This is a genomic window from Thauera sp. WH-1 (assembly GCF_047806685.1).
GTDB lineage: Bacteria > Pseudomonadota > Gammaproteobacteria > Burkholderiales > Rhodocyclaceae > Thauera.
In genome coordinates this window covers 1-22,173 of the sequence record NZ_JBLQGP010000002.1, presented here as the reverse complement: position 1 = coordinate 22,173, position 22,173 = coordinate 1, and the positions used below count along the sequence as shown (strand labels likewise).

Annotated in this window: 21 protein-coding genes; 13 read left to right on the top strand and 8 right to left on the bottom strand. The window is 70.4% G+C overall.

Annotation, left to right across the window (positions count from 1 at the left end; genetic code table 11):
• Nucleotides 1-66 precede the first annotated feature (66 nt).
• From ACMV5O_RS02360 to phnD, 3 genes are all read right to left on the bottom strand, one after another.
• Nucleotides 67-2,115: a PhnE/PtxC family ABC transporter permease gene (locus ACMV5O_RS02360; RefSeq protein WP_416161971.1), complete on the bottom strand. Its 2,049-nt coding sequence runs from the start codon at nucleotides 2,113-2,115 to the stop codon at nucleotides 67-69.
• A 73-nt stretch (nucleotides 2,116-2,188) separates the two neighbouring features.
• Nucleotides 2,189-3,004: a phosphonate ABC transporter ATP-binding protein gene (locus tag ACMV5O_RS02355; protein ID WP_416161970.1), complete on the bottom strand. Its 816-nt coding sequence runs from the start codon at nucleotides 3,002-3,004 to the stop codon at nucleotides 2,189-2,191.
• Between the two features lie 73 nt (nucleotides 3,005-3,077).
• Entirely contained in the window at nucleotides 3,078-4,004 is a 927-nt protein-coding gene (gene phnD, locus ACMV5O_RS02350; RefSeq protein ID WP_416161969.1) for a phosphate/phosphite/phosphonate ABC transporter substrate-binding protein, read from the bottom strand.
• Between the two features lie 276 nt (nucleotides 4,005-4,280).
• Between phnD and ACMV5O_RS02345 the strand changes: the two genes are divergently transcribed.
• Nucleotides 4,281-5,012 (top strand): hypothetical protein, encoded by a 732-nt coding sequence (locus tag ACMV5O_RS02345; RefSeq protein WP_416161968.1) that lies wholly within the window; start codon nucleotides 4,281-4,283, stop codon nucleotides 5,010-5,012.
• A gap of 21 nt (nucleotides 5,013-5,033) precedes the next feature.
• On the opposite strand, the gene ACMV5O_RS02340 is transcribed toward ACMV5O_RS02345, so the two are convergent.
• Nucleotides 5,034-6,374, bottom strand: a complete 1,341-nt coding sequence (locus ACMV5O_RS02340) for a S8 family serine peptidase (RefSeq protein ID WP_416161967.1) — start codon at nucleotides 6,372-6,374, stop codon at nucleotides 5,034-5,036.
• Between the two features lie 264 nt (nucleotides 6,375-6,638).
• Between ACMV5O_RS02340 and ACMV5O_RS02335 the strand changes: the two genes are divergently transcribed.
• The 7 genes from ACMV5O_RS02335 (at nucleotide 6,639) to ACMV5O_RS02305 (ending at nucleotide 13,126) form a co-directional block, all read left to right on the top strand.
• Nucleotides 6,639-7,139 (top strand): RNA polymerase sigma factor, encoded by a 501-nt coding sequence (locus tag ACMV5O_RS02335; protein WP_416161966.1) that lies wholly within the window; start codon nucleotides 6,639-6,641, stop codon nucleotides 7,137-7,139.
• Between the two features lies 1 nt (nucleotide 7,140).
• On the top strand, nucleotides 7,141-8,049 hold the full coding sequence (locus ACMV5O_RS02330; protein ID WP_416161965.1) for an anti-sigma factor family protein: 909 nt from the start codon (nucleotides 7,141-7,143) through the stop codon (nucleotides 8,047-8,049).
• Between the two features lie 93 nt (nucleotides 8,050-8,142).
• Entirely contained in the window at nucleotides 8,143-9,126 is a 984-nt protein-coding gene (locus tag ACMV5O_RS02325) for a peptidoglycan-binding domain-containing protein (RefSeq protein ID WP_416161964.1), read from the top strand.
• Between the two features lie 243 nt (nucleotides 9,127-9,369).
• Nucleotides 9,370-9,954 carry a DUF4956 domain-containing protein gene (locus ACMV5O_RS02320; protein ID WP_416161963.1) on the top strand — a complete coding sequence of 195 codons (585 nt, stop codon included), beginning with the start codon at nucleotides 9,370-9,372 and terminating at the stop codon, nucleotides 9,952-9,954.
• Between the two features lie 25 nt (nucleotides 9,955-9,979).
• Entirely contained in the window at nucleotides 9,980-10,828 is an 849-nt protein-coding gene (locus tag ACMV5O_RS02315; protein ID WP_416161962.1) for a polyphosphate polymerase domain-containing protein, read from the top strand.
• A gap of 95 nt (nucleotides 10,829-10,923) precedes the next feature.
• Nucleotides 10,924-11,895 carry an esterase-like activity of phytase family protein gene (locus ACMV5O_RS02310; RefSeq protein WP_416161961.1) on the top strand — a complete coding sequence of 324 codons (972 nt, stop codon included), beginning with the start codon at nucleotides 10,924-10,926 and terminating at the stop codon, nucleotides 11,893-11,895.
• A gap of 94 nt (nucleotides 11,896-11,989) precedes the next feature.
• Nucleotides 11,990-13,126, top strand: a complete 1,137-nt coding sequence (locus tag ACMV5O_RS02305) for a TIR domain-containing protein (protein ID WP_416161960.1) — start codon at nucleotides 11,990-11,992, stop codon at nucleotides 13,124-13,126.
• A gap of 6 nt (nucleotides 13,127-13,132) precedes the next feature.
• Here the strand turns inward: ACMV5O_RS02305 and htpX are convergent, their stop codons facing one another.
• The 3 genes from htpX to def all read right to left on the bottom strand — a co-directional run bounded on the left by htpX (nucleotide 13,133) and on the right by def (nucleotide 15,533).
• Entirely contained in the window at nucleotides 13,133-13,972 is an 840-nt protein-coding gene (gene htpX, locus ACMV5O_RS02300) for a zinc metalloprotease HtpX (RefSeq protein ID WP_416161959.1), read from the bottom strand.
• A 101-nt stretch (nucleotides 13,973-14,073) separates the two neighbouring features.
• Nucleotides 14,074-15,030, bottom strand: coding sequence for a methionyl-tRNA formyltransferase (gene fmt, locus ACMV5O_RS02295; RefSeq protein ID WP_416161958.1), 957 nt, complete (start codon nucleotides 15,028-15,030; stop codon nucleotides 14,074-14,076).
• Nucleotides 15,030-15,533 (bottom strand): peptide deformylase, encoded by a 504-nt coding sequence (def, locus tag ACMV5O_RS02290; RefSeq protein WP_416161957.1) that lies wholly within the window; start codon nucleotides 15,531-15,533, stop codon nucleotides 15,030-15,032. Before def ends, fmt begins: the two co-directional genes overlap by 1 nt.
• Nucleotides 15,534-15,732: 199 nt before the next feature.
• Between def and ACMV5O_RS02285 the strand changes: the two genes are divergently transcribed.
• From ACMV5O_RS02285 to ACMV5O_RS02270, 4 genes are all read left to right on the top strand, one after another.
• Nucleotides 15,733-16,770, top strand: a complete 1,038-nt coding sequence (locus ACMV5O_RS02285; RefSeq protein ID WP_416161956.1) for a LysM peptidoglycan-binding domain-containing protein — start codon at nucleotides 15,733-15,735, stop codon at nucleotides 16,768-16,770.
• Nucleotides 16,771-16,801: 31 nt separating this feature from the next.
• The gene (gene dprA, locus ACMV5O_RS02280; RefSeq protein WP_416161955.1) at nucleotides 16,802-18,010 is read left to right on the top strand and encodes a DNA-processing protein DprA; all 1,209 of its coding nucleotides are present in this window, start codon (nucleotides 16,802-16,804) and stop codon (nucleotides 18,008-18,010) included.
• A 99-nt stretch (nucleotides 18,011-18,109) separates the two neighbouring features.
• Nucleotides 18,110-18,580 carry a DUF494 family protein gene (locus ACMV5O_RS02275; protein WP_416161954.1) on the top strand — a complete coding sequence of 157 codons (471 nt, stop codon included), beginning with the start codon at nucleotides 18,110-18,112 and terminating at the stop codon, nucleotides 18,578-18,580.
• A gap of 104 nt (nucleotides 18,581-18,684) precedes the next feature.
• Nucleotides 18,685-21,246 carry a DNA topoisomerase III gene (locus ACMV5O_RS02270; protein ID WP_416161953.1) on the top strand — a complete coding sequence of 854 codons (2,562 nt, stop codon included), beginning with the start codon at nucleotides 18,685-18,687 and terminating at the stop codon, nucleotides 21,244-21,246.
• Nucleotides 21,247-21,326: 80 nt separating this feature from the next.
• On the opposite strand, the gene ACMV5O_RS02265 is transcribed toward ACMV5O_RS02270, so the two are convergent.
• Nucleotides 21,327-21,797, bottom strand: coding sequence for a Dps family protein (locus ACMV5O_RS02265; protein ID WP_416161952.1), 471 nt, complete (start codon nucleotides 21,795-21,797; stop codon nucleotides 21,327-21,329).
• A 139-nt stretch (nucleotides 21,798-21,936) separates the two neighbouring features.
• Here ACMV5O_RS02265 and ACMV5O_RS02260 point away from each other — a divergent pair.
• Nucleotides 21,937-22,173: helix-turn-helix domain-containing protein (locus tag ACMV5O_RS02260; protein ID WP_416161951.1), on the top strand; the 237-nt coding region annotated here is incomplete at its 3' end.

The window sequence follows — 22,173 nt, the reverse complement described above, 5'->3', positions numbered from 1 at the left end:
TACCCGGCACCACTACCCGGCGCCGGGCGACCCATCGCTCGGCGCCCGACTCTCAGCGTCGGCCCCTCAGCGCCCGACCCGCGACAGCTTGAGCCGGCGCGAGCCGCGGTCGATCAGCACGGTCAGCAGCACGATCATCAGCAGATAGGTGCCGGCCCGCTCGAAGCGGAACCACTCGAAGTTGAAGCTGAACTGGAAGCCCAGCCCGCCCACCCCGATCAGGCCCAGCACCACCGCCGCGCGCACGTTGCTTTCGAACTGGAAGAAGCTGTAGGTCATCCAGTCGCGCCACACCCGCGGCACCGCCACCAGGCCATAGGCCGCCATGCGCGAGGCGCCGCAGGTGGGTTCGAAGCGAGGCAGCGGCTGGTTGTCCACCGCCTCGCCGAACACCCGGGTGAGCACGCCCAGCGTGTGCAACGCGATCGCCAGGGTGCCCGCGACCAGCCCGGGGCCGAAGAAGGCGATGCACAGGAAGGCCCACATCACCTCGGGCACCCCGCGCGCGATCACCGCGGTGGCGCGCGCCGCCGCAAGCTGCAGGGCGCGCAGCCCGCGCTGCCAGGGCGCCGGCGTCTCGCCGCTGAAGCGCGCGGCGTGGAGCTGGAAGCTGGCCGAATGCGGGTAGGTGAGCAGGATCGCCCCGACCACGCCGAGCACGGTGCCGACCACTGCGATCGCGAGCGGAATGGCGGCCGACTCGATGACCCGCCACACGAACCACTTCTGCAGCTCCTGCTGCCAGGCGACCCAGGCCGACGGCCGCCAGAAGTCGAGCGCGCCGTGCTCGGCAAACAGCTCGACCGCCTTGCCCTGCGCGAGGCGCGCCGCCGCCTTGGCCGGGTCGCCCAGGCCGATCGCGGCGAGGTCGAGCTCGGGTTGCAGCAGGCGTTCGAAAAAGCGCAGCCTGCCCCAGGCCTCGCCGCTCAGCAGCTCGGCCGCCGGCGCGAGGTGGTTGCGCGCCGCGCCCTCGTCACCGGCGCGGTTGCCCCAGCCCATGAACCACAGCGACCACAGCAAGGCCAGCACGACCAGGCCGGTGGCCAGCCAGGGGCCGAGCGGCGGACGGGCGGCAGCGCCCGCAACAGGCGGGACCGCGGGCTCGGCCGCAGGCCGGCCCTGGCGCGGCGCATCCGTGCGCACCGGCGGCTGCGCTTTGTCGGCCGCCGCAGCGCCACCGCCGGCCACTGCGCACGAGGCGCCGCCGCCCTGGCGGGACTGGTCACCGCGCAGCTGGCGGCGGATCGTGTTGCTGACAAGGTCGGCGGCCAGCGTCAGCAGCAGGGTGAACAGGATCAGCGTGCCGACCTTGTCCCAGGCGCCAAAGCGCACCTGGTACCAGATTTCCGAGCCCAACCCGCCGCCGCCCACCGCGCCGATCACCGCGGCGTTGCGGATCGCGCATTCAGCGCGCATCAGCGTGAAGGACAGCACGTTGCGCGAGGCCAGCGGCCGGATGCCGTACAGGAAGGTCGCCAGCCGGCCACCGCCGAGGCTGCGCACCTGGCCATACCGTGCCGGGTCAACGCTGTCCCACAGCTCGCTATACACCTTGGCCAGGATGCCGGTGATGTTGAGCGCCAGCGCCAGCGCGCCGGTCAGCGGGCCGAGGCCGACCATCGCCACCAGGATGATCGCCCACACGAAATCCGGCACCGCACGCAGGATGTCCTGCACCAGCCGGCAGGCCGCGCACAGCAAGGCCGCCGGCGAGCGCAGGGGCAACAGGCGCCATAGCCGTGCAAGCGGGCCCGCCCCCTCCACGCCGCGTTCCTCGCCGACGCACACCGCCCGGCTCGCCCCCATCGCCAGCGGCCAGGCCAGCAGCACCGCCAGCGCGGTGCCGAGGATGGCGGCGGAAAGAGTCTGCAGGGTCAGGTCCCAGGCATGGCGCACGAAGTCTGGCGACAGGTCGGGACGGGCGAGGGCTGCCAGCCAGGCGCCGATGCGCGCTGCCGCCTGGGCGCGGCGCTCGGCGTCGGTGAGCGCGCCCCAGTCCCAGTCGGCGGCGGCGAAGGCCGCCAGCAAGGCCAGCAGGACGGCGAGCAGGGCGACGAAATGGCCCAGCGGGCGGCGCTCGTAGCGCGCGCCGGCGGCCAGCGCGAGCGTGCTCATCCCCGCGCTCCGGCACGATCAGGCGCGGGCGCGCCCGGGCACGCCGCCTTGCACCGTGAAGACGTGGATCCGCTCACGCCGGCACCTCGATCTCGTCCAGGTGCAGCGCGCGATATTCGGCGCCGTAGAGCTCGCGCAGCAGATGCTGGGTGATCTGCGCCGGCGCGCCCTGCCAGAACAGGCGCCCGCCGCGCAGCGCGACGACGCGGTCGAAGTGGCCTTGCAAGAGGTCCAGCGTATGCAGGTTGACCACCAGCGTCGCCCCGTCACGCCGGGTCAGGTCGCTCAGCAGGCCGATGATCTCGCGCCCGAGGCGCAGGTCGAGCGCGCTCACCGGCTCGTCGGCCAGCACCAGCCTGGGCTGCTGCACGATCAGGCGGGCGACGGCGACGCGCTGCTGCTGACCGCCCGAGAGCTCGTCGGGCAGCGCCCACAGCTTGTCGGCGAGTTCGACGCGCGCCAGCGCCGCGCGCGCGCGCTCGATCTGCTGCGGCCACAGAAGCGACAGCAGCGCGCGCGCCAGCGACCAGTGGCCAAGGCGCCCCATCAGCACGTTGTGCACCACGCGCAGCTGCGGGATCAGGTTGTCCTGCTGGTGCAGGAAGCCGAGCTCGCGGCGCAGCCGCGCCAGCCGCCGCCCGCGCAGGCGGCGGGTGTCCTCGCCCAGGGTCAGCGCGCGCCCGGCGGCCGGCTTGACGAGGCCGGCGACGAGCCGGAACAGCGTGGTCTTGCCGGCGCCCGAGGGGCCGATGACGGCGACGCGCTCACCGGGCGCGATGTCCAGACTGATGTCGTCGAGCACGCGCTGGCCGCCGTAGGCGACCGCAGCGGCCTCCAGGCGGATCGGAACGGCAGGCAGGGCCTGCGCGTCGATGGAGTCGATCTTCATGATGATCACGGACAGGGGCAGGGCGCGGCGCGGCGTCCGCCCGGACGCCGCAGCTGCCCGCCCCAGGGGTGCGTCAGCCGCCGATGTCGATGCCGGACTCGAGCAGGTCTACATAGCCCTGCCACTCGCCGATGTCGGCCTCGATGAACTTGCCCGCCTTCAGGTACTTGAGCACCTGGGCGCCTTCCGGCGTGCTGCCATCGACCGCGAGCAGGGCGGCACGCAGCCTGGCGAGCAAGTCCGGGCCGAGATCGGCGCGCGCGGCGAGCGCATAGTTGGTGTAGGGCGGGGTCTTGTAGACGATCGGCGCGCGCGCCTTGAGCGCATCGTCAGCCTTGTCCCAGGAGGCGTAGTTGAGGGCGCCGAGCTGGTGCGTACCGTCGGCCACCATCTGCATCACGACGTCGTGGCTGCCGGAATAGGCCACGCTGCGGAACACCTTCTCCGGCGTGGCGCCGGCCTGGTCCATGAAGTACTTGCGCGGCATCATGTGGCCCGAGGTGCTGCTCTTGCTGCCGAAGGTGAAGCTCCAGCCCTTGCCCTGCGCGGCCTGGGCGAGTTCGCCGAGATCGCTCACAGGACCAAGGCCGGTCGCCGGATGGGCGATGAAATAGCTGACGAAGCCCTTGTCGATGTCGCGGCAGCCGAGAATGGTGAGCTGCTCGCCCATCTGCATGCGCGCCTGCGCGGTGGTCACCGCGCCGAGCCAGGCGACGTGGGCGCGGCCGGTGGCGAGCGCGGTGACGCTGGCGGCGTAATTCTCGACGTGCATGTACTCGACCGGAATGCCCACCGCCTGGCCGAGATGGCGGGCCAGTGCGCCGAAGTTCTCGCGCATACGGTCGGCGTCGCCGTCGTCCGGAATCGCGGTGATGATGAGCTTGGCCGGCGGCTGCTGGGCGAGGGCCTCGCCCGCGTTCACACCCAGGCTGGCGGCCACGGCGAGGGCGGCGGCGGACAGCAGGAAGCCTCTGCGCGAGGCAGGACGATGGTGATGCATGTGTTGCTCCCGTTGTGCGGAGGCGGCGGGCATGCGCGATGCCGCCCCGCTTCCAGCCACCCCGGTGCGGGCGCGCCGGGGTTTAATCGCCCGGCGCAAGCACCGGGCAGGATGGACGGCCGATATGAAGATCGACGCTCAGGGGTCCGGCGCGCATTATCCGCAATCGCGCACGGCAGCGATACCGTGAGGCCCGATGCAGCGGAGCCGACGGAACCGGTCCGCGGCGCCCCTGTCTCGACCACACCTGCCTTGACGCAAACAGGAGCCTTGCCGATGACCCCCTGGCCACGCACCGTCGCGGCAAGCGCCGCCCTCGCCCTCGGCGGCTGTGCCCAGCTGCCGGCAGTGCCCTTCCATGGCGACAGCCTGCTCGAGCAGACGCGGGCTGCACTCGACACCCGGCCACAGCGCATCGAACTTGCGCCGGCCGCACGACCGAACCTGCAGCGCGGCGACACCTTCGTCTTCGGTCGCAGCACGGTCAGCCGGGTCAGCGCCGCCAGCGCGCAGTCGCTGACATGGACGCTGGCCGACGGCCGCAGCCTGCGCGGCACGCGCGACTTCTTCGTGCCGCCCCTGGCGGCGGACTACCCCGGGCGGCGGGTGCAGAGCACGATCAGCGGCCAGCCCGCGAGCCTGTGGCCACTGGCCGCGGGCAAGCGCGTCAGCTTCGAGGAGACGCGGCGCACCACCTGGACCGAGACCGGGTACGTCGCGACGGTGCGCCGGCGCTGGGACTGCGAGGTGGTGGACGCACGGGTCAGCTTCGTCCCGGCGGGCGACTTCGCCGCCTGGCATGTGCGCTGCAACGCCTATGCGCCCAACTTCCCGCTGCCGTTGCAGACGATCACCTGGGATTACGCGCCGTCCCTCGGCCACTACGTGCGCCGCAGCTGGTTCGAGGAGCGCCGCCAGCGGGTGGCGATGTTGGCGGCGGCGCTGCCGAGCGGAGTGGCCACGCCGGCGCGCATCGAGGCCGTGCTCGCGCGCCTCGCCGCCGAGTGAGCCTGCGGCGCGCCGGGCCGCTCAGCGGCAATCGCGATCGAAGCGCGGCTTGCCGTAGCCGAATACCGGATCGCGGCCCGGATCGCCGAGGTCGGCGAGCCCGCCGAGGCGCCCGTTGAGCAGGACCTCGCGGCTGGCGCTGCGCTGCGCCAAGCTCTGCGTGCTGAGCGCCACCATGTAGGGCACGGCGTAGGAGGTGCCGCTGCGCGCGCGCCCGCCGCCGGCGGGGTCGGCGGTCCACACGTTGACGCCGGGCAGCGCGTAATCGATGTAGTCGCCCTGGTTGGCGCGCCAGTAGACCCGACGATCGGCCGAGATCGCGGTGACGCCGAGCACGCGCTCGTGCGCCGCCGGGTAGGTGGGCGGCGCGTTGCGGCCGCCGTTGCCCGCCGCCGCGACCACCACGATGCCGCGCGCCGCCACCCGTCGCACCGCCTCGCGCAGCACGGCGTTGTCCGAGCCGGCCAGGCTCAAGCCGATCACCGCCACGCCCTGGCCGGCCAGCCAGTCCAGACTCTTCACCAGGCCGGCGGTGTCCGTCGTGGCGTTGCCCGACGGCAGGGTGTAGAAGGGCGCGGCCGCGAACAGCCGCGCGCGCGGCACCAGGCCAGCCACCACCGAATCGGGCTGGCCGACCAGCAGCGCGGCAACCGCCGTGCCATGGTCGGCCGGCGCGGCCGCCTTGCCCTCGGTGACGAAGGCAAGGCCGCGGATATCCGCCCCCGCCAGCGCCGGATGGCCCGCATCGACCGCGGTGTCGACGATGCCGATCGCCTGGCCACGCCCGCAGGCGCGGCTGTCGGCCGGCCAGCCGATGAGCGCGCGGGCGGCACAGCCGGGGCCGTCGCAGCGCGCCGCCGGCGCGCCCTGGGCGATCTTGTACAGGTGGTGGAGGTCGAAGCTGCCCGGTCCGCGCTCGGCCAGGATCTGGCGCGCACTCCGTGCATCGAGGCCGGGTGGCAGGCGCAGGCGGGCGAAGGCGAGGCCGAGGTGGCGCGTCTGCACGCGCTCGATCACGCGCAAGCCGATGGCGCTGGCGCGATTCAGTGCCGCCTGGGTGGGCGCGAGCAGCAGCAGCTCGTCGGCGATGAAGGTCTCGCCGGCAATCGGCAGCGGGTCTTCCAGCGGCTCGTAGGCGGCCTCGCCGCCCCCGCCGCCGTCACCGCCCCCACCTGCGCCTGCGCCGCCGCCTCCACCGTCGCCGCCATCGCCGTCGCCGTCGCCATCGTCCGCATGCGCGCTGACACCGACGACTAGGCCGCTCCACGGGGCAAGCTCGGCAAATGAAGCGCCATGGAGCACCAGGAGCAGGGCGAGGGCGTGCAGCGTGCCGCGCAGCGGGAGCCGATTGTGGGGTTTCATCGTGTTCCGATCCGAGTGGCTGAGGAAGGGCGGTTCCGCCTGCACGAGCGGGCCGCAGTCCAGGGAGCGCAGGGTGCATGCGGTCCGAGTCGCCGGCCGGGGAGCCGGTTCCGCAGCGGTGATAAGATCGCCGCGCCCCTGCCGCGCGCAGCGTTCGTCAACGACGGGCCCTGCGCTTAACGACAACGTTGCGAGCGCGAGAATATTCCGCCACCGGGCGGGAATAAAAGCCGCCGCCCGCCGTTATCCACACAAGGAAAGCCCATGTCGGCCCCGGACCCCCGCGCCGAAATCGTCAGTCTGCTGCCGCGCCTGCGCCGCTTCGCCTTCGGCCTCACGGGCGACGCCCATGTCGCCGACGATCTTGTCCAGGCCGGCTGCCTGAAGGCGATCGAGCGCTGGCACCAGTGGCAGCCCGGCACCAGCCTGGCGAGCTGGCTGTTCCGCATCCTGCAGACGACCTGGCTGGACGAGTACCGCAGCCGCCAGCGCCAGCAGACGGAGGCCGACAGCGAGGCGCTCGAGGCGATCGCCGGCGAGGACGGCCGCCGGGTGGTCGAGGCGCGCAGCGATGCGCGCGTGGTGCGGCGGGTGATCGCCGAATTGCCGGAGGAGCAGCGAGTGGTGTTGATGATGATCACGGTCGATGGACTGTCTTACAAGGAGACCGCCGCGGCGCTCGGCGTGCCGATGGGCACGGTGATGAGCCGGCTGGCGCGCGCCCGCGCCCGGCTGGCGGACGCCATCGGCGGCGAGGGAAGCTGACATGAGGATCGACGACGACACCCTGGTCGCCTACCTCGACGCCCAGCTCGGCAGCGACGCCGAGTACGAGGCGGTCGAGGACGCGCTGGCGGCAAGCCCGGCGCTGCGCGCCCGCCTGCAGGCGCTGGCCGAGAGCGGCGAGCTGGCGCGCAAGGCCTTCGACGCCAAGCTCGAGGAGGCGGTGCCACCGCAGCTGATCGCCGCGATCATGAATGCGCCGCTGCCGCAGTCTGCGGCTTCCGCCGCAAACACCGCCGCGCAGGCCGCGACCACGGGCGATACGCGCCAGGCCACGCCCGAGCCCGCAGACGACGCCTCGCCGGCTACGCCCGTACGACCGGGCGGTCCCCAGCCCAAGGCACACCCCACCGCGCCCGGCCTCGGCGCGCGCCTGAGCGCCTGGTTCGGCCAGGGCTTCGGCGGCGCCGCCGCCTTCGCCTCCATCCTCACCCTGGCGATCGGTGCGCTGATCGGCCACTACCTGCTGCCTCCGCCCGAAGCCGGCGCGCCGCTGGTGCGCCAGGGCGAGCCGATCCGCAATCCTGCGCTGGCCGTGGCCCTGCAGGCGGCGCCGAGCGGCGTCGTGGTCGACCTGGGCGATGCCCGGGTGGAGATCATGGCGAGCTTCGCTGGCCGCGACGGCCGCGTCTGCCGCGAATACGCGCTGAGCGGCCCGGCCAGCGGCCACGAGATCGGCATCGCCTGTCGTGACGGCGCGGCCGAGACCGGCTGGCGGCTCGCCTTCGTCGCCCATGAGCCCGCCCTTGCCGCGGCCCAGGGCGGCTATGGCACCGCCAGCGACCGCCTGCACGAGGCGGTCGATGCCTTCCTCGGCGAGCACGTGGACGGCGAGCCCTTCGAGGCCGCGCGCGAACGCACGCTGATCGAGCGCGGCTGGCGCGCGGACTGATTTTTTTCGGCCGGCGCGGAATAAGGCGGCCGGCTGCGCGTTGTCGGAACAAGCAGGGCAGTGCCCTGGCTCGCATCCATCAGGAGTTCCGACATGAAAACCCCGATCCCGGCCCTCGCCCTCTCCGCCGCCGCCCTCGTCGGGCTGGGCGGCTGCGCCACCCTCGTCAACGAACAAGCCAGCGGCTACCGCAGCCCGGTCAGCCCGGTGATGACCGAGCATTCGCTCGCGCTGTCCTGCCTCGGCGGGCTGATCGAGCGCAGCGCCCGCCCCACGCTCACCGTGTTCGTCGAGGACGTGCCCGACACCACCGTGCCGCGCAGCTTCGAGGAGCGCCGCCTGAGCAGCGGCGGCGCGTGGTGGCTGCATACCGCGATCAACCGCCTGGGCACGGCCAAGGTGCGCTCGGCCAGCGCGGAACGCGCCAAGCCGCGCGGCAACCACATCGTGCTCGAAGGGGCGTGGACCCAGGACGACGCCGACGTCGGCAAGGGCGGGGTCGATGCCCGCGGGCGGCGGCGCACCGGCAGCGGGCTGCTCGACCTGGCGTTCGGCTTCCAACGCCGCGCCGACGTCATCGCCGGCGACTTCCTGTCCTCGCGCGACGGCCACGTGCTGCATGCGAGCGCGATCAGCGTCGCGGTCAATGCGAGCAACGCCGGGCTCGACCTGCGCATCGAGGATGGGCGCAACAGCGTCGGCGTCGAACTCGGTACCAGCAGCAGCGACGGCCCGCAGTTCGCCCAGCGCCGCATCGCCGAGGCCGCCGTGCTGGTGCACGTCGCCCACGCCTTCAACGTCGATTACCGGCCTTGCATCGAGCATGCCTGGGCCCGCCCCGGCAGCTACGAGGCGAACGTCCAGGCCTACGCCCGCATGAGCGCGGGCGAGCGCCACCGCGCGGTGCAGCAGGCGCTGGCGCGCGCCGGCCATGCGCCGGGCACGGCCGACGGCGTGTGGGGCGAGCAGAGCACGCGCGCGCTGATGCGCTTCCAGGCGGCGCACAGGCTGCCCGTCAGCGGCCGCCACAGCGCCGAGGTCTATGCCGAGATCCTGCGTCACGCACGAGCGCAATGAGTTGCTCGGGCCCGGCTGGCCCGACCCAGGGGATCCTTCGAGCGGGGAGGCGTCGCAGGACGTCTCCCCGCCGTCTTTTCGGCCGCCCTGCGGCGCGCTCCGGCCCGTCGTCGAATGTGTAAGCGAAATGTAAAAGGCCTCGTCCGGCCGGAATAAGCGGCGCGGCGGCGCGTTGTCGGTGCAAGGGCAGGCAGCACGCGGCCCGGATGCAGATCGCTACAACCCCAGCGCCGGAGAAAACAAATGAACCTCGACTTCCCCCATCCCGCCATCCTCGAGCTAATCGCCCGCTTCACCATCGACGTCCTCGCCATGGCGGCCCTGGTGTTCGGCATGTACTACCGCCGCTACCGCGACAAGGAGCTGGTCACCGCCGCCGCGCTGTTCAACATCTTCGCCTTCGCGGTGCTGACCATCCTGTCCTCGGTGGACTTCAGCCTCGCCGCCGGCTTCGGCCTGTTCGCCATTCTGGCGCTTTTCTCGTTGCGCTCGGAGCAGATCGGCAAGACCGAGATCACCTACTTCTTCGGCAGCGTGGCGATCGCGGTGATCTGTTCGGTGCAGGGCACGACGCTGGAATTGGTCGCCACCGTGGCCGCGCTGATCCTGCTCGCCGCCTGGATCATCGACCACCCGCGCATCCTGCGCTCGGCCGACGGCGTCAAGATCACCCTCGACAAGATCGACGCCCACGCCCTCTCCAACCCCGACGTCATGAAGGCCGACCTGTCCTCGCGGCTCGGCGTGGAGGTGATGTCCTACCAGATCACCGCGCTCGACTACATCAACGACATGGCGCGCATCAACGTCTTCTACCGCAAACCCTGAACCGCCTTTGCCCACGGAGCGCATCATGAGCCACACCATCGACCGCAGCGCCCGGCTGTTCGCCGGCTTCACCCCGATCTCGCTCGCGGCGCTCAACGCCAAGGCCGCCATGCTCGAACGCCTGGACAACAAGTACGTGATCCGCGAGGCGGTGCTGCGCGCGGCGCTGGCCGAACTGGCGCAGCACTTCGACGTGCTCGAGATCGACGGCAGGCGCGCCTTCAGCTACGACACCTGCTACTTCGACGACGACGCGCTGCACAGCTACTACGACCACCATCAGGGCCGCCGCCGGCGCTGCAAGGTGCGGGTGCGCCGCTACAACGACGCGCAGCTGTGCTTCGTCGAGGTCAAGCTCAAGGACAAGCGCGGCATCACGATCAAGAAGCGCCTCGACTACACGGTGGACAAGTACGGCACGCTCGACGAAGCCGCCTGCGCCCATGTCGACCGCTGCCATCGCAACCTGTACGGCGAGCCCTTCCGCTACGCCCTGGCGCCGGTGATCGAGATGCGCTACGAGCGCGTGACCCTGGTCGCCCGCGAAGGCGGCGAGCGCATGACGATCGACTCGCGGCTGCTGTTCCGCCGCGGCCAGCGCAGCTGCATGACGCCGCCCGACGTGTTCGTCGTCGAGACCAAGTCGGCCAACGGCAACGGCATCGCCGACCGCATCCTGCGCGGGCTGCACCAGCATCCGACCGCGCGCTGCTCGAAGTACTGCGTCGGCATGGCGGCGCTGGAGGCGGTCGAGCGTCACAACAAGTTCCTGCCCGCGCTGCGCAAGCTCGAGGTCGAGCCCGCACGCCACCGCGCGCCGGACATGCCGCCCCGTCCCCCGTTCGCCCCCCTGCTGCACGCCGCCGCGCACTGAACGCGCGCTCGTCCGCATCCTTCCGCCGCTCCGCGCCCGCGCCCGCCACCCGGTAGGCGCGCCGGCAGCGGGGCAATCCACACAGGACTCCAGCAATGAAAGCCAAGCTCACCGCCCTCCCCATTCTGGCGCTCGCGCTCCTCAGCCTTGCCGCGCTCGCCCAGGAACCCGCTGAGAGCGCCGCGCCCACGCCAGCGCCGGATGCCGAGCCGCTGGTGGTCGCCGCCAGCCTGCGCGTAGTGGGCGCCACCATCGATGGCGAACGCATTACCGAGCTCTCCGGCCTGGCCTGGGACGCCGACGCGCAACGCCTGTATGCGATTTCCGACCGCGGCGTACTGTTCCGCTTCGCCGTCACACTGGGCGCAAACGGCCCGCTCGAGGTCGAACCGCTCGCTGCCGGCCGCCTCGCCCCACCCCCGGGCAGCAACGGCGTGGATGCCGAAGGCCTCGCGCTCACCCACGCCGCCGACGGCATCCGCGGCAATAGCGAGCTGCTGGTGGCCACCGAAGGAGAGCCGCGGGTGATCCGCTACACGCTGGCCGGCGAAGCGCTGGAGACCCTGGCGCTGCCCGGCGGACTCGACGACCGCGAGCGCTTCCGCCGCAGCAACGCGATGCTCGAGGCGGTCACCCTGCATCCCGAGCACGGCCTGCTGGTCGCCGCCGAAGCACCGCTGGAGGGCGAGGCCGCCGGCCACCACCGCGTGGTCGCGGCCGGACGCAGCTGGTCCTTCCCCAGCTATGCGGCGCGCAACGCCCGCCTCAAGGGCATGGACGTGATGGACGACGGCCGCCTGCTGGTGCTTGAACGCGCCGAAGCGGGCAAAGGCAAGGGCAAGACCATGGTGGTGGTGCTGCGCGCGGTGGATCTGGCCGCCTGCGCCGTGCAAGCGGTGTGTGCGGTGCGCGAGCTGGCCGTGCTCGACCGTCCCGACGAGGCCGACAACTTCGAGGGCCTGACCGCGCTCGGCGATGGCCGCGTGATGATCGTCAGCGACGACCGCGGCAAATCGGGGCGCGGCACCACCTTCACCGTGCTGCAGCGCCGGTCGGCGACAGACTGATCCACAGGCGGCCAGGGCGGGCAGGCCCACGCAGACGCGGGCGCCGGCCTGATCTATGTTTAAGATCGGATCACAAGCCAAGGGAATGCGCGCCATGGAACCGGTGGATCTGTTCTACAGCTACGCCCACGAAGACGAGAAGCTGCGTGACGAACTGGACGGCCACCTTGCGCTGCTTCGTCGCAAGGGCGTGATCCGCCCGTGGCACGATCGCGGCATCGTTGCGGGACAGAAATGGGACGAGGCGATCGACGCCCAGCTCACCCGGGCCGACCTGATCCTGCTGCTGGTGAGCATGGACTTCCTCAACTCCGACTACATCTGGGGCAAGGAACTCGCGACCGCGGTCGCGCGCGCCGAACGCGGCGACGCCAGCGTGGTGCCGGTGCTGTTACGCGCGGTGGACATCGAGGGCGCCCCCTTCGCCCATCTGCAAGGTCTGCCCACCGACCTGCGCCCGGTCACCTCCTGGCCCAACCGCGACGAGGCCTGGACCGATGTCGCCAAGGGGATCCGGCGCACGGTGGAGCGCATCCAGCAGCGCTGGGCGAGCGCGCCGCCGCCGAGTGGGGCGCCAAAGGCGACGCGCTCGAGCGATGTCGGCACCGCCACTGCGACGGCGCCGGCCCCCGAGGCGGGCTTCAAGGTGCTTGGCGCCAGGCTGGGGGCACGCGCCAAGGAGGACACCCGCACGGCCGACAAGAGCCCCGACCCGCTGGTGCGGCGCATGATGGCCGGCTTCGCCAACGAACTCTCGGTGGCGGCTCGCATGCGTGGCGTCGACGACATCGAGAGCAGCGAAGCCGAGGGCACGGCCCTGGCCCTGATCGACATGCCCGATCAGAAACGCGTGCTGTGGGTGGATGACAAGCCCGAGGGCAACCGCCACGAAATTGCCGCACTGGCCAAACTGCAGATCGAGATCGTCACCGTGCACAGCTCAGAGGAGGCGCTGGCCCGCCTCGATGCGGACGAGGAGGGTTTCGACCTGGTGATCTCGGACTGGAGCCGGCCGGAGGCGCTGGAAGGCATGCCGAGCGCAGGCCTGAAGCTGCTGCGCGCGCTGGCGACTCGGCCGCCTCGGCTACCGGTGATCTTCTACCACGGCGAATTCGACGAGACGCGACGCACGGCACGACGGGACACGCTGCTGCGCGCCGGCGCCTTCGGCGAGGCGGTGCGCCCCGGCGAACTGCTCGCGCTGGTGCGCACCGCCCTGCAAGGGGCCTGAGGCCCCTCAGCGCATCGCGCGCAGGCGGGCGATGCGTTCCTGGGTGGCGGGGTGGGTCGAGAACAGGCCGCGCAGGCCGCCGCCGGAGAGCGGATTCATGATCATCATCTGCGCCGTCTCCGGGTGCTGCTCGGCGGTGTGCATCGGGATGCCACGGGCGTAGGCATCGATCTTGCCGAGCGCGCTGGCGAGCGCCTCGGGGTCGCCGGAGATCTCCGCGCCGCCGCGATCGGCGCCGAACTCGCGCGTGCGGCTGATCGCCATCTGGATGATCATGCCGGCCATCGGCGCGAGGATCATCATCGCGATCGACACGATCGGGTTGGGGCGGTTCTCGCCGTCGCGGCCGCCGAAGAACATGCCGAAGTTGGCCAGCATCGAGATCGCACCGGCCACCGTCGCCGAGATCGTCGAGATCAGGATGTCGCGGTTCTTGACGTGCGCCAGCTCGTGCGCCATGACGCCGCGCAGCTCGCGCTCGGACAGCATGCGCATGATGCCGGTGGTGGCGGCGACCGCGGCGTTTTCCGGGTTGCGCCCGGTGGCAAAGGCGTTGGGCTGGGCCTCGTCGATGATGTACACCTTGGGCATCGGCAGCTCGGCGCGCTGGGCGAGTTCGCGCACCATGTTGTACAGGTAGGGCGAGGAGGCGGCGTCGACCTGGCGGGCCTTGTACATCTTGAGCACCGCCTTGTCCGAGAACCAGTAGGCCCAGAAATTCATCGCGCCACCGACCACCAGCGCAATCAGCATGCCTTGCTGGCCGCCGATGGCCGCGCCCATCGCGCCGAACAGGGCGACGATGCCTGCCATCAGGATGGAGGTCTTGATCCAGTTACCGAGCATTGCGGTTTCCTTCCTGCAAAAGGTTGATTCAGCAGCCTAGTTTGGGGCCCGACCGAGCAAAATCAAGCACGACGCTGCAACCCCCGGGCGGGCTGCAGGACTCAGGCCGCAGCGGTGAAGCGTTCGCCCACAGAGACCGGGAATCCACGCAGGAATTCCCCCGCCGGCAGGCGCTTGCTGCCCGGGCGCTGTAACACCGTGCAACGCAGCGCATCGCGTCCGCAGGCGACGGTGATGCCCTCATCGCCCGCCGCGAGCACCGTGCCGGGCTCGCCCTGGCCGGGCACGACCTCGGCCGACCAGCACTTCAGCACCGTGTCGCGCAGGCTGGAGGCCATACCCGGGAAGGGATCGAAGGCGCGCATCGCGCGCTCGATGGCGGCCGCCGGCCGCGTCCAGTCGATGCTGGCCTCGGCGCGGCCGATCTTGGCGGCGTAGGTGACCCCCTCTGCCGGCTGCGGGGTGGCGACCAGCTCGCCGCGCTGCAGGGCGGCAAGGGCGTCGACGATGCATTCGCCGCCGAGCGCCGCCAGGCGGTCGTGCAGCGTGGCGGTGGTGTCGCCGGGCAGGATCGGCGTTGCGCGCTTGAGCAGCATCGCGCCGGTGTCCAGGCCTTCGTCCATCTGCATGATGGTGATGCCGGTCTCGGCATCACCGGCCTCGATCGCGCGGTGGATCGGCGCCGCGCCGCGCCAGCGCGGCAACAGCGAGGCGTGGATGTTGAGGCAACCCAGGCGCGGCAACGCCAGCACCGCCTTGGGCAGGATGAGGCCGTAGGCGGCGACCACCAGCACGTCCGGCGCGCATTCGGCAAGGCGCGCGCGCTGTTCGTCGGTGCGCAGCTTGTCGGGCTGGTCCACTGCGATGCCACGCGTGAGGGCAAGCTGCTTGACCGCGCTCGGCGTGAGCTTCATGCCGCGCCCGGCCGGGCGGTCAGGCTGGGTCAGGACCAGGGGCACCGCGTAGCCGGCGGCGAGGATGGCCTCGAGCGCGCAGGCGGCGAACTCGGGCGTGCCGGCGAAGGCGACGCGCAGGGCAGGGGCTCGGGTGGCCGTCATCACGCGGTGATGCGGGCCTTCTTGGCCAGCTTGCTCTTGATGCGGCCGAGCTTGAGCTGCGACAGGTACTCGACGAAGACCTTGCCGTCGAGGTGATCGATCTCATGCTGGATGCAGACCGCCAGCAGGCCGTCGGCCTCGACCTCGTAGGTTTCGCCTTTTTCGTTCAGGGCGCGAACTTTCACACGCTCGGCGCGCGCCACCTTCTCGTAGATTCCGGGGACGGAGAGGCAGCCTTCCTCGCACACCTGCTCGCCCGAGCGCTCGAGGATCTCGGGATTGATCAGGGCCATCAGGCCGGACTTGTCTTCGGAGATGTCGATCACCACCACCCGGCGATGCACATTGACCTGGGTCGCGGCGAGGCCGATGCCCGGGGCTTCGTACATGGTTTCGGCCATGTCGGCGACGAGCTGGCGGATTTCATCGTCCACTTCGGCGACCGGCTTGGCAACCGTGTGCAGGCGGGGATCGGGGTATCGGAGGATGGGTAGGAGAGCCATGAATGCCTTGCCGCGTTAAACCTTTAAGTGCAGAATTTCAAGCGATTTCACATGCATGCACATGTGCTGCGCCGGGGACTCGAAGCGCTTCGCGGCCGGTTCCGCGCCGCACGGCCCTGAGGTCGCCTGGTGAGACCCGGGCGGGCCAGCAGCGTTCCGGGGCGGTTTCGGCGCGCCCCGCATCTACCGGAAGCGATCAATGACCCGAATTATATTCCCTCTGCTCGTCGCCTTTGCAGCCCTGTTCAGCGGCGCGAGCCAGGCCCAGTCCGGCGTGCGCCTGGCGGACAACGCCCCCGACAGCTACACCGTGGTGCGGGGCGACACCTTGTGGGACATCTCCGGGCGCTTCCTGCAGCAGCCCTGGCGCTGGCCCGAAGTGTGGCGCCTCAATCGCGACCAGATCCGCAATCCTCACCTGATCTACCCCGGCCAGGTCATCCTGCTCGATCGCAGCGGCCCGTGGCTGTCGATCGGACGCCCGATCGGCAGCGGCACGCAGGATGGGCGACTGCAGCCGCGCATCTACACCGAGCAGCTCGACGCCGCCCTGCCGAGCATTCCGCTGCAGATCATCGAACCCTTCCTCAACCGCCCGCTGGTCATCGACGGTCCGCGCCTCGAGGGTTCGGCCACCATCATCGCCACCGAGACCAGCCGCGTGCTGACCGGCTCGGGCGACACCATCTTCGCCAAGGATGTCGGCGCCGAGGCCGAGGTCTGGCATGTCTACCGTCCCGCACGCCCGCTCGAGGATCCGGTGACCGGCGAGACCATCGCCTGGGAGGCGGCCTACCTCGGCGCCGCCCGCGTCACCGAGCGCGGCGAGCCGACCACGCTCGAGATCGTGTCCGCGGTCGAGGAGATCGGTGTCGGCGACCTGATGATGCCGAGCGAGCGGCCGAGCGTCTTTGCCTTTGTCCCCCACGCGCCCGAGCAGCAGGTCGATGGCCGCATCGTTGCCATCCACCGCGGCGTCAGCGAAACCGGTCGCCTGAACGTGGTGGCGCTCAATGTCGGCGAGCGTGACGGCATCGAGCGCGGCCATGTGCTGTCGCTGTTCCGCAATCGCGGTGTCGCCGAATACGCCGGCGAAGGCGGCAAGGAGCGTTTCCAGTTGCCCGAAAAGCGTTACGGCGTGGTGTTCGTGTTCCGCGTCTTCGAGCGCGTGTCCTACGCGCTGGTGATGGAATCCGATGGCCAGGTGACGATTGCCGACGCCGTGCGCCAGCCCTGAGCACCAACGCGCACCAGCCTCGCACGCGGCCGTGATCGCCCCCGACTCGCCGTCCGCAGCGCGAACCTCGTCCGCCGACACTGATGATCGCGCCGACTGGCTGCGGCTGAGTTCGATCCCCGGCCTGGGGCCGGAGCGCCAGCGCAATCTGCTGGCCGCCTTCGGCCTGCCGCGCCACATCTTTGCCGCCAGCCGCAGCGCGCTCGCCGCTGTGGTCGGCAGCGAAGCCGCCGATGCCCTGCTGGCGGCGCCCGCGCCGGACTGGATCGAGCGCGCGCTGGCGTGGGCAGCCGAACCCGACAGCCACCTGCTCACCCTGGCCGACGAAGCCTACCCGCGCAGCCTGCTCGACATCGCCGACCCGCCGGTGCTGCTGTACGTGAAGGGCAACCCCGCCCTGCTCCAGCAGCCCGCGATCGCCCTGGTCGGCGCGCGCTCGGCCACCGCACAGGGCGAGGCCAATGCCGAAGCCTTCGCCCGCAGCCTTGCCGCTCAGGGGCTGACCATCGTCAGCGGCCTCGCCCTCGGCATCGACGCCGCCGCGCATCGTGGCGCCCTCGCCGCTGGCGAGGCGGGCGGCAGCACCCTCGCCGTCATCGGCACCGGCATCGACCGCATTTACCCGGCGCGCAACGCCGCGCTTGCGCGCGAGATCGCCCGTTGCGGCGCGATCGTCAGCGAGTTCCCGCTCGGCATGCCACCGCTGCAACACAACTTCCCACGCCGCAACCGTCTCATCGCCGGCCTCGCCCAGGGCGTGCTGGTGGTCGAGGCCGCCCTCAACAGCGGCTCGCTGATCAGCGCCCGGCTAGCCACCGAAAGCGGGCGCGAAGTCTTCGCCATCCCGGGCTCCATTCATTCGCCGCTGTCGCGCGGCTGCCACCGCCTGATCCGCGAGGGCGCCAAGCTGGTCGAGACAGCCGAGGACGTCATCGAGGAGCTGCGTGGCCGGCTGGGCTGGCAGGCGCCGCCCGCGCCGGCGCGCGGCGGGCGCCCGCGCAGGGCGGGCGGCCTGCGCGCCGCTGCGGATACCCCTGCGCCCCCTCCTACTCAGGCCGCACTGGCGCTGGGCGACGAAGCTGCGCGCGTGCTCGGCATCATCGGCCACGACCCGGTGGACATCGACACGCTGGCCCAGCGCTGCGGCTTGACGGTCGATGCCCTGTACGCCATCCTGCTGCCGTTGGAGCTGGACGGTCACCTCGCCCGCCTGCCCGGCGGTCGCCTCCAGCGCATCTGAAACGGCATCCCCAGCCTCGCCTGCGCGGCCGCGGACCCCGCGGCAGGGTCCGTCTGCACACCCCAAACGCGTTTACCGCCCGACCCCGAAGAGGCCGTTTTGTTCGACATCCTCGTATACCTGTTCGAAAGCTACATTCACGCCGACGCCTGCCCCGAATCCGATCTGCTCGCACGCAAGCTGTCGGCAGTGGGCTTCGAGGCGGAGGAAATCTCGGAGGCGCTCGAGTGGCTCGCCGGCCTGCGCCGGGTGGCGCGCGAGATCCAGCCGGGCATCGCCCCCAGCGCCGGCTCGCTACGCATCTTCTGCGAGCAGGAACAGGCCCAGCTCGATGCGCGCTGCCGCGGCTTCCTGAGTCTGCTCGAGAGCGCCGGCGTACTCGGTGCAGCCCACCGTGAGCTGATCATCGAACGCGCCATGGCGCTGCAGGACTTCACCATCACGCTGAACCGCCTCAAGGTCATCGTGCTGATGGTGCTGTGGCAGCAGGAAGAGCCAATCGACACCCTGATGGTGGACGAGCTCCTCACCGAGGAGGAGGACTGGGCCTACGAACCGATCGTGCATTGACCGGTCCACCCGGCCAGCTTGCACGCGCAAGCGGGCAGTCCTTATCATCCGCCGCTCCCCGAACCCGCGCGCCTCCCGGGCGCCACAGCCGTCTCGACACGAGCATGAGCAAGCAACTGATCATCGCGGAAAAGCCTTCCGTCGCGCAGGACATCGCCCGTGCGCTGGGCGGCTTCACGAAAGAGAAGGACTACTTCGAGTCCGACGACTACGTCCTGTCGTCGGCCGTCGGTCACCTTCTCGAGCTCACCGTGCCCGAGGAATTCGAGGTCAAGCGCGGCAAGTGGACCTTCGCCCACCTGCCGGTGATCCCGCCCCACTTCGCGGTCAAGCCGATCGAGAAGACCGAGGACCGCCTCAAGCTGCTGACCCGGCTGATCAAGAGGAAGGACGTCACCGGCCTCATCAACGCCTGTGACGCGGGCCGCGAAGGCGAGCTGATCTTCAACTTCATCGCCCAGCACGCCGGCAGCAAGAAGCCGATGCAGCGCCTGTGGCTGCAGTCGATGACGGCGCAGGCGATCCGCGACGGCTTCGCCCACCTGCGCGCCGCGCAGGAGGTCGAGGGCCTGCGCAACGCCGCGATCTGCCGCGCCGAATCCGACTGGCTGATCGGCATCAACGGCACGCGGGCGATGACCGCGTTCAACTCCAAAACCGGCGGCTTTCACCTCACCACGGTCGGCCGCGTGCAGACGCCGACGCTGGCGATGGTCGTGGAGCGCGAGGACCGTATCCGCAAGTTCAAGTCGCGCGACTACTGGGAACTCGAGGCGCGCTTCGGCTGCGCCGCCGGCGAATACCCCGGGCGCTGGTTCGACGAGAAGTTCAAGCGCCCCGAGGGCGACGAGCACGCCACCGCCTTCCGCCTGTGGGACAAGGCCCAGGCCGAGGCCATCCGCGCCAAGTGCGAGGGCAAGCCGGGCGTGGTCAGCGAGGAGGCCAAGCCCTCGACCCAGCTGTCACCGCTGCTGTTCGACCTCACCAGCCTGCAGCGCGAGGCCAACGGCCGCTTCGGCTTCTCCGCCCGCGTGACCCTGCAACTGGCGCAGGCGCTGTACGAGAAGCACAAGGTGCTGACCTACCCACGTACCGACGCGCGCGCCCTGCCCGAGGACTACCTCACCACCGTGAGCGAGGTCATGCGCACGCTGCCCGACCAGTACGCGCCCTTCGCCAACGAGATCACCAAGCAGGGCTGGGTGAAGCCGAACAAGCGCATCTTCAACAACGCCAAGATCTCCGACCACTTCGCCATCATCCCCACCGGGGCCCTGCCGAAGAGCCTGTCGGACGCCGAGCACAAGATCTACGACCTGGTCACCAAGCGCTTCCTGGCGGTGTTCTACCCCGCCGCCGAGTACCAGATCACCACCCGCATCACGCGCGTCGCGGGCGAGGCCTTCAAGACCGAGGGCAAGGTGCTGGTCAATCCGGGCTGGCTGACGGTGTATGGCAAGGAAGCCGCCAACGACGAGAAGGACACCAAGGAAGGCAGCGCCCCGCAGCTGGTGGCGGTGAAGCAGGGCGAGACGGTGTCCACCGAGGACATCGTGGTGAAGTCCCTGCAGACCAAGCCGCCGGCGCGCTTCAACGAAGCCACGCTGCTGTCGGCGATGGAAGGCGCGGGCAAGATGGTGGACGACGAGGAGCTGCGCGCGGCGATGGCCGAGCGCGGGCTGGGCACCCCGGCCACGCGCGCGCAGATCATCGAAGGCCTGATCAGCGAGCAGTACATCCACCGCGAGGGTCGCGAGCTCATCCCGAGCGCCAAGGCCTTCTCGCTGATCACGCTGCTGAAGGGCCTGGGCGTCACCGCGCTGACCTCGCCCGAACTCACCGGCGGCTGGGAATACAAGCTCGCGCAGATGGAGCACGGCAAGCTCAGCCGCGAGGCCTTCATGAACGAGATCGCCGAGATGACGCGCGAGGTCGTCGAGCGCGCCAAGCGCTATGAATCGGACACCGTGCCGGGCGAGTTCGTCACGCTGCAGACGCCGTGCCCGAAGTGCGGCGGGGTGGTGAAGGAGAACTACAAGAAGTTCGCCTGCCAGGCCTGCGACTGGAGCACCTGGAAGATCGTCGCCGGCCGCCAGTTCGAATACGACGAGATCGAGACCCTGCTGCGCACGGGCAAGGTCGGCCCGCTGCTCGGCTTCCGCAACAAGATGGGGCGCCTGTTCAACGCCGACATCGTGCTGAACGAGGACAAGCAGCCGACCTTCGACTTCGGCCAGCCCAAGGAGGGCGAAGTGGCCGAGGCGGTGGACTTCTCCGCGCAGGAGAGCATCGGCCCCTGCCCGAAGTGCGCCAGCCGCGTGTTCGAGCACGGCATGGCCTACGTGTGCGAGAAATCGGTCGGCCCGGCCAAGAGCTGCGATTTCCGCTCCGGCAAGATCATCCTGCAGCAGCCGATCGAGCGCGAGCAGATGGCGAAGCTGCTGGCCGAGGGCAAGACCGAGTTGCTGAAGGGCTTCGTGTCGGCGCGCACGCGGCGCAAGTTCTCCGCCTTCCTGGTGCGTGGCAAGGACGGCAAGGTCGGCTTCGAGTTCGAGGCCAAGGCGCCCAAGGCGGGTGCGGCGAAGGCGGCCGACGCGGCAGCCGATGAGGGCGGTGAGGCCAAGCCGGCCGCGAAGAAGCGGAGCACGACGCGCAAGACGGCCTGAGCGGACCCACGTCGCGCCTGGCTCGCACGGACAAAGGGCCGCGGATGCGGCCCTTTGTCATTCAGGCGCTGGCGATGCGCTCAGCCTTCGAGCAGGCTGCGCAGCATCCAGGCGGTCTTCTCATGCACCTGCATGCGCTGGGTCAGCAGGTCCAGCGTGGGCTCGTCGCTCGCCTTGTCGGCGATCGGCGCGATGCTGCGCGCGGTCTTGATCACCGCCTCCTGGCCCTGCACCAGCAGGCGGATCATGTCCTGCGCCGCCGGCACGCCGTCCGGCTCGCTCATGCTGGTGAGCTTCTGGAACTCCTTGTAGGTGCCCGGTGCCGGAAAGCCCAGCGCGCGAATGCGCTCGGCGATCTCATCCACCGCCAGTGCGAGTTCGTTGTACTGGGTCTCGAACATCGTGTGCAGCGTGTTGAACATCGGGCCGGTGACGTTCCAGTGGAAATTGTGTGTGGTCAGGTACAGCGTGTAGCTGTCTGCCAGCAGTCGCGACAGGCCTTCCGCGATCTTGGCGCGATCCTTCTTGTTGATGCCGATGTCGATTTCCATGCCATTTCTCCTGTCATTGATGCGTCGGGATGGCCACTTGCAGCCGTGCCACCAAATGCTAGTGTAGTGCTGTGCTCTTGAGGATACTTAATTGACGACTTCCGCTATCATGCTTCATGCATGCGGAGCGGAGGATCGAATGCGGGTTGCGCCCGAGATTGTTTTGACCGAGGACGAGCGAGCGGAGTTGATGAAACTGACGAGTTCGCGGCTCACGAGCGTCAGGTTGTCGCAGCGCGCCCGCATTGTGTTGTTGGCCGCCGAGGGCATGCAGAACCTGCAGATTGCGGAACATTTGGGCGTCGGGCGGATTCAAGTGGCCCGCTGGCGTGGGCGCTATGCCGAGATGCGGCTTGCGGGGATCGAGCGCGACTTG

Bases quoted from the DNA above. Each gene is read 5' to 3' on its own strand.
- ACMV5O_RS02265 (WP_416161952.1), bottom strand. From the start codon at position 21,797: ATGGAAATCGACATCGGCATCAACAAGAAGGATCGCGCCAAGATCGCG.
- ACMV5O_RS02335 (WP_416161966.1), top strand. From the start codon at position 6,639: ATGTCGGCCCCGGACCCCCGCGCCGAAATCGTCAGTCTGCTGCCGCGC.
- ACMV5O_RS02345 (WP_416161968.1), top strand. From the start codon at position 4,281: ATGACCCCCTGGCCACGCACCGTCGCGGCAAGCGCCGCCCTCGCCCTC.
- ACMV5O_RS02320 (WP_416161963.1), top strand. From the start codon at position 9,370: ATGAACCTCGACTTCCCCCATCCCGCCATCCTCGAGCTAATCGCCCGC.
- ACMV5O_RS02315 (WP_416161962.1), top strand. From the start codon at position 9,980: ATGAGCCACACCATCGACCGCAGCGCCCGGCTGTTCGCCGGCTTCACC.
- def (WP_416161957.1), bottom strand. From the start codon at position 15,533: ATGGCTCTCCTACCCATCCTCCGATACCCCGATCCCCGCCTGCACACG.
- ACMV5O_RS02360 (WP_416161971.1), bottom strand. From the start codon at position 2,115: ATGAGCACGCTCGCGCTGGCCGCCGGCGCGCGCTACGAGCGCCGCCCG.
- ACMV5O_RS02310 (WP_416161961.1), top strand. From the start codon at position 10,924: ATGAAAGCCAAGCTCACCGCCCTCCCCATTCTGGCGCTCGCGCTCCTC.
- ACMV5O_RS02270 (WP_416161953.1), top strand. From the start codon at position 18,685: ATGAGCAAGCAACTGATCATCGCGGAAAAGCCTTCCGTCGCGCAGGAC.
- htpX (WP_416161959.1), bottom strand. From the start codon at position 13,972: ATGCTCGGTAACTGGATCAAGACCTCCATCCTGATGGCAGGCATCGTC.
- fmt (WP_416161958.1), bottom strand. From the start codon at position 15,030: ATGACGGCCACCCGAGCCCCTGCCCTGCGCGTCGCCTTCGCCGGCACG.
- ACMV5O_RS02330 (WP_416161965.1), top strand. From the start codon at position 7,141: ATGAGGATCGACGACGACACCCTGGTCGCCTACCTCGACGCCCAGCTC.
- ACMV5O_RS02355 (WP_416161970.1), bottom strand. From the start codon at position 3,004: ATGAAGATCGACTCCATCGACGCGCAGGCCCTGCCTGCCGTTCCGATC.
- ACMV5O_RS02325 (WP_416161964.1), top strand. From the start codon at position 8,143: ATGAAAACCCCGATCCCGGCCCTCGCCCTCTCCGCCGCCGCCCTCGTC.
- phnD (WP_416161969.1), bottom strand. From the start codon at position 4,004: ATGCATCACCATCGTCCTGCCTCGCGCAGAGGCTTCCTGCTGTCCGCC.
- ACMV5O_RS02305 (WP_416161960.1), top strand. From the start codon at position 11,990: ATGGAACCGGTGGATCTGTTCTACAGCTACGCCCACGAAGACGAGAAG.
- ACMV5O_RS02285 (WP_416161956.1), top strand. From the start codon at position 15,733: ATGACCCGAATTATATTCCCTCTGCTCGTCGCCTTTGCAGCCCTGTTC.
- ACMV5O_RS02340 (WP_416161967.1), bottom strand. From the start codon at position 6,374: ATGAAACCCCACAATCGGCTCCCGCTGCGCGGCACGCTGCACGCCCTC.